The sequence below is a fragment of the Streptomyces sp. NPDC056948 genome, from assembly GCF_042674225.1.
Taxonomy (GTDB): domain Bacteria; phylum Actinomycetota; class Actinomycetes; order Streptomycetales; family Streptomycetaceae; genus Streptomyces; species Streptomyces purpurascens.
In genome coordinates this window covers 1-3,262 of sequence record NZ_JBHUQX010000667.1, presented here as the reverse complement: position 1 = coordinate 3,262, position 3,262 = coordinate 1, and the positions used below count along the sequence as shown (strand labels likewise).

Genomic DNA, 3,262 nt, shown 5'->3' with positions numbered 1-3,262 from the left:
GTGAGGGGGCGGGGGCTCGGGTGGAATCACTTCTCGACGGCCGTCGTGTGGTTCTCCGCGGCGGCTTCGTGGGCCGAGGACAGCAGCTCGGTGTCCTGCGGCTGCTGGTCCTCGAAGTTCTCCGGGTGGTGGCAGGCGACGCGCTGCCCGGCCCGCAGCTCCACCAGCGGCGGCTCGGTCGTCTTGCACATCTGCGTCGCCTTCCAGCACCGGGTGTGGAAGCGGCAGCCGCTCGGCGGGGCGATCGGCGAGGGCACGTCGCCCTTGAGCAGGATGCGCTCGCTCTTGGCGCCCCGGCGCTTCGGATCCGGTACCGGCACGGCCGACAGCAGGGCCTTGGAATACGGGTGCATCGGCGACTTGTAGAGCTGGTCGCGCTCGGCCAGCTCGACGATCTTGCCGAGGTACATCACCGCGATCCGGTCCGAGACGTGCCGGACGACCGACAGGTCGTGCGCGATGATCACGTACGTCAGGCCCAGTTCCTGCTGGAGGTCGTCCAGCAGGTTCACCACCTGCGCCTGGATCGACACGTCCAGCGCGGAGACCGGCTCGTCCGCCACGACCAGCCTGGGGTTGAGCGCGAGCGCGCGGGCGATGCCGATGCGCTGGCGCTGGCCGCCGGAGAACTCGTGCGGATAGCGGTTGTAGTGCTCGGGGTTGAGGCCGACCACCGACAGCAGCCGCTGGACCTCCTTCTTCACCCCGCCCTCGGGCTCGACGCCCTGGAGCCTGAAGGGGGCGCCGACGATCGTGCCGATGGTGTGCCGGGGGTTCAGCGAGGAGTACGGGTCCTGGAAGATCATCTGAACGTCACGGCGCATCGGGCGCAGATCGCTCGTGCTCAGGTGCGTGATGTCCTTGCCCTCGAACTCGACCGTGCCGTCGGTCGGTTCGAGCAGCCGGGTGATCAGCCGGCCCATGGTGGACTTGCCGCAGCCCGACTCGCCCACGACACCGAGCGTCTCGCCCCTGCGGACCTCGAAGTCGATGCCGTCGACGGCGCGCACCGCGCCGGTCTGCCGCTGGAGCAGGCCCTTGCGGATCGGGAAGTGCTTCTGCAGGCCGGTCACCTTCAGCAGGACCTCGCCGTCGGCGGCGGAGTCCTTGGTGAGGGTGGCCCCGCTGGTGTCCGGTTTGCTCACCGGTTTCTCGTCGCTCACAGCTTCGGCGCAATCTCTTCGGTCCAGATCCGCTCCCGCTGCTCCTGGGTCATGTGGCAGGCGGCCCAGTGCCCGCCGCCGACCTCGGTCAGCTCGGGGCGGACCGTGCGGGTGACGTTGTCCTTCGGGATGTCCGCGTACGGGCAGCGCGGGTTGAAGGCGCAGCCGGACGGGAGGTTGATGAGGGAGGGCGGCGCGCCCTTGATCGGGATGAGCCGGTCCGTCTCCTCCCGGTCCATACGCGGCATCGAGCCGAGCAGGCCCCAGGTGTAGGGGTGCCGGGGCTCGGAGAACACGTCCTCGGCGGGACCGCGCTCCACGCACCGGCCGCCGTACATGACCAGCAGGTCGTCGGCCATCTCGGCGACCACGCCCAGGTCGTGGGTGATCATGATGACCGCGGAGCCGAACTCCTTCTGCAGGTCATGGATCAGATCGAGGATCTGCGCCTGCACGGTGACGTCCAGGGCGGTGGTCGGCTCGTCGGCGATGAGCAGCTCGGGGTTGTTCACCAGCGCCATGGCGATCATCGCGCGCTGGCGCATACCGCCGGAGAACTCGTGCGGGTAGCCGTCCACGCGCTTGGCGGGCTCGGGGATGCCGACCCGGTCGAGCATCTCGACCGCCCGCTGCTTGGCGACCTTCTTGTTGACGTCGTGGTGGACCCGGTACGCCTCGACGATCTGCTGCCCCACCGTGTAGTAGGGGTGCATCGCCGACAGCGGGTCCTGGAAGATCATGGCCATCTTCCGGCCGCGCAGCCGCCGTACCTCGTCGGGGTCGGCCCCGATCAGCTCCTGGCCGTCCAGCCACACCTCGCCGGAGACCTTGGCACGCGCCGAGCGGTGCAGGCCCATCACGCCGAGCGAGGTGACGGACTTGCCGGAGCCGGACTCGCCCACGATGCCCAGGGTCTTGCCCTTGCGCACATCGAAGCTGACGCCGTCCACCGACCTGACCAGACCGTCGTCCGTGTCGAAGTGGATGCGCAGATCCCGTACGGACAGGAACACGTCGTCCGCGGTGGACGGGGCGACGGAGTCCGGTTCGCCGAGCGCGGCTTTGTCGAGCTTGCTCACGAGTACCTCACCCGGGGGTCGATGGCGGCGTACACCAGGTCGACGATCAGATTGCAGAAGACGATGAAGAACGCGGCGACCAGGGTCACGCCCATCACGATGGGCAGGTCGTTGTCCTTGATGGCCTGGACCGAATAGGCACCGATGCCCTGCAGGGAGAACACGGTCTCGGTGAGCACCGCGGTGCCCACGAGGGTGCCGAAGTCCATGCCGAAGATGGTGACGATCGGGGTGAGCGCGGAGCGCAGGCCGTGCTTGGCCACGACCGTGCTCTCCTTCAGACCCTTGGCCCTGGCCGTTCGGATGTAGTCCTCGCTCATCGTCTCCAGCATGCCCGCCCGGGTGAGCCTGGCGTAGAGCGCGGAGAAGAGGAAGGCGAGGCTGACCCAGGGAAGCACCATGTGCCAGGCCCATTCGGCCGGGTTCTCGGTGAACGGGACGTAGTCGATGCTCTCCCAGATGGGGATCTCGTAGACGAAGAGCGCGAGCAGGATCTGGCCGGTGAAGAAGATCGGGAGCGAGACGCCGGCGAGCGCGATGAACATCGAGATGCGGTCGATCGGCTTGCCCTTGCGCAGGGCCGAGATCACGCCGGTGGTCACACCGGAGACCAGCCAGATCACCGCCGCACCGACGGCCAGCGAGAAGGAGACCGGGATCCGCTGCTCCAACTGGGGCCACACCTCGATGTGGCTCTTGAAGGAGTACCCGAAGCAGGGTGCGCCGCAGTGCGTCGCGTCGGGACCGAACTTGTAGTCGGCGCCGATCACGAGGCCCTTGATGAAGTCCCAGTACTGGACGTAGACCGGCTGGTCCAGGCCGAGGTTCTGCTTGATCGCGGCGACGGACTCGGGGTTCGCGTCCTTGCCGACGTACTGGGTGGCCAACTGGTCGGCCGTCTGGCCCCCGAGGCGGGGCACCAGGAAGAAGATGGCGAAAGTGACTGCGCTGACCACCAGCAGCAACAGCACCGCGCCCATGACGCGTCGGAGGATGTACGCAGCCACAGCTGTACGGCCC

Annotated in this window: 3 protein-coding genes; all 3 read right to left on the bottom strand. The window is 68.1% G+C overall.

Going from position 1 to position 3,262, the window contains the following annotated elements; translation table 11 throughout:
• Nucleotides 1–26 precede the first annotated feature (26 nt).
• The 3 genes from ACFTZL_RS43205 to ACFTZL_RS43195 are packed head-to-tail and all read right to left on the bottom strand — an operon-like array spanning nt 27 to nt 3,249.
• Entirely contained in the window at nt 27–1,145 is a 1,119-nt protein-coding gene (locus ACFTZL_RS43205; RefSeq protein ID WP_382595607.1) for an ABC transporter ATP-binding protein, read from the bottom strand.
• 14 nt (nt 1,146–1,159) lie between these two features.
• Complete coding sequence (locus tag ACFTZL_RS43200; protein WP_382595604.1) at nt 1,160–2,242, bottom strand: ABC transporter ATP-binding protein; 1,083 nt, start codon at nt 2,240–2,242, stop codon at nt 1,160–1,162.
• On the bottom strand, nt 2,239–3,249 hold the full coding sequence (locus ACFTZL_RS43195) for an ABC transporter permease (RefSeq protein ID WP_382595610.1): 1,011 nt from the start codon (nt 3,247–3,249) through the stop codon (nt 2,239–2,241). Before ACFTZL_RS43195 ends, ACFTZL_RS43200 begins: the two co-directional genes overlap by 4 nt.
• Between the last annotated feature and the right edge of the window lie 13 nt (nt 3,250–3,262).